Origin of the sequence: Jatrophihabitans sp., assembly GCF_036389215.1 — a bacterium.
Classification (GTDB): Bacteria; Actinomycetota; Actinomycetes; order Mycobacteriales; family Jatrophihabitantaceae; genus Jatrophihabitans_A.
The window spans coordinates 1-2142 of sequence record NZ_DASVQG010000141.1 but is presented as its reverse complement, the minus strand read 5'-3'; the positions used below and the strand labels follow the sequence as shown (position 1 = coordinate 2142).

The 2142-nt window shown below is 71.5% G+C and carries 3 protein-coding genes; all 3 read left to right on the top strand.

Annotation, left to right across the window (positions count from 1 at the left end; genetic code table 11):
* Nucleotides 1-491, top strand: a 491-nt coding sequence (locus VF542_RS06805; protein WP_408650943.1) for a dimethylarginine dimethylaminohydrolase family protein, incomplete at its 5' end; no start/stop codon positions are given.
* Between the two features lie 121 nt (nt 492-612).
* Nucleotides 613-1074 (top strand): cobalamin B12-binding domain-containing protein, encoded by a 462-nt coding sequence (locus VF542_RS06800; RefSeq protein WP_408650944.1) that lies wholly within the window; start codon nt 613-615, stop codon nt 1072-1074.
* Nucleotides 1071-2142, top strand: a 1072-nt coding sequence (locus tag VF542_RS06795) for a methylaspartate mutase (protein ID WP_408650942.1), incomplete at its 3' end; no start/stop codon positions are given. The genes VF542_RS06800 and VF542_RS06795, both read left to right, overlap by 4 nt.

Here is a 2142-nt window from a genome sequence, read left to right as displayed (position 1 = left end):
ACGAGGGACAGGGCGACTTCCTCGCCATCGGCGGCCTGCTGCTGGCCGGCCGCGGCTTCCGCAGCGTGCGAGCCGCGCACACCGAGACCGAGACGTTCTTCCAGCGCACCGTGATCGGGCTGAACCTGGTGCAGGCCGACTACTACCACCTGGACACCGCGCTGGCGGTCCTGGACGAGCGGACGGTCATGTACTACCCCGCCGCATTCTCCCCGGACAGCCAGCAGATCCTGGGCAAGCTCTATCCGGACGCCATCATCGCCACTGCCCAGGACGCCGCCGCCTTCGGGCTCAACGCCGTCTCCGACGGCTACCACGTGGTGCTGCCGGCCGGAGCGACGAGCCTGGCCGCGCAGTTGCGCGAGCACGGCTTCGAACCGATCGCCGCGGACGTCTCGGAGCTGCTGCGCGGTGGCGGCGGGGTCAAGTGCTGCACCCTGGAACTGGGACCTGCCACCGGCATTGCGGCGCAACCGAATGACGCCGCATGAGCGAGGAGCCGATCAGTCCAGCGCAAGCGCTGCAGGGATGGATCGGAGCGAACGGGTGCGCTGAGCGCTTGGGCGAAGAGCCGGTGATCGCATGAGCATGGCCGCTGAGCCGGTCGACACCATGGAGCCGCGCCAGGCCGTGCGGCTGCGCCGTTCCACCCCGAGCGGGCTGTCGATCGTGGTGACCACCGTGGTGTCGGACTCGCACACCTGGAACCTGGTGTTCCTGCAACTGGCCCTGGAGGAGCTCGGCCACGAGGTGCGCAACCTCGGACCGTGCGTGCCCGCCGCCGAGGTGGTCGCCGAATGCCTGCGCAATCCTCCGGACCTGGTGGTGGTCAGCACGGTCAACGGGCACGGGATGCGCGACGGAACGCACTTGATCAGCCTGCTCCGGCAGCGCCCGGAGCTGATGGACCTGCCGGTCGTGATCGGCGGCAAGCTGGGCATCGCGGGCCCGGCCGGCCTGCAGAGCAGCGCCCGGCTGCTCTCGGCCGGCTTCGACGCGGTGTACGAGGACGGTGCCAGCGCCGCGGCCTTGCGCTCGCTGCCGGCACTGGTCCGGGCCGGACGGCAACTGTGACTCTCGCGACCTCGACGCGTTCCTTCGGTGACGTCGTCGCGCGCGCTCAGCAGGACGGCCGGTTGGTCGTGCAGCCGCGGATGGGGATGAGCAACCCCCGTGCCATGCGGCAGGGGCTGCTGGCAACCAGGGGCGCGGCGGCGACCACGGTCGGCACCATCACGCTGGACAGCTACACCCGGATCGGCGCCAGCTCCGAGGCGGCGGAGGCGCTCGCGCTGGGCATGGAGCTGAACGGCTATCCACTGGTCGCGCACGACCTGGCGACCACGAACGCGGTGCTGGCCGGCGTGCTGAGTGATGACTTCCCGGTGCAGATCCGGCACGGCTCGCCCTGCCCGGAACCGATCGTCACCGCCCTGATCGCCGCCGGCCTGCACGCCACCGAGGGCGGCCCGGTCTCCTACTGCCTTCCCTACAGCCGGATGCCGCTGGAGACCGCGACCGCGAACTGGGCGCGCAGCTGCGACCTGCTGGCCGGCCTGCGCGGCACGGGTGTCGAACCCCACCTGGAGAGCTTCGGCGGCTGCATGCTGGGCCAGCTGTGCCCGCCCGGCCTGCTGATCGCGCTGAGCGTCCTGGAGTGCCTGTTCTTCCGTCAGCACGGAATCCACAGCGTCTCGCTGAGCTACGCCCAGCAGACCAACGCCGAGCAGGACCGGGAGGCGTTACTGGCGCTGCGACGGCTGGCCGGCGAACTGATGCCGGACGCCGACTGGCACATCGTCCTCTACGCCTACATGGGGGTGTACCCGCGCACACCGGCCGGTGCCGACGGGTTGCTCACCGAGGCGGCCCGGCTGGCGGTGCGCACCGGCGCCGCCCGGCTGATCGTCAAGACCGCGGCCGAGGCCTACCGGATCCCGTCGATCGCCGAGAACGTCGCCGCGCTGGAGGCCGCGGCCGTGGCGGCGGCCGACGAGCGGCTGGCGCCCGTTCCCGGCGAGCCCGGCGACACCGGCATCTACGCCGAAGCGCGGGCGCTCGTCGACGCGGTACGCAACCTCGATCCCGACCTCGGACGGGGCCTGATCACCGCGTTCCGGCAGGGCTACCTCGACGTTCCCT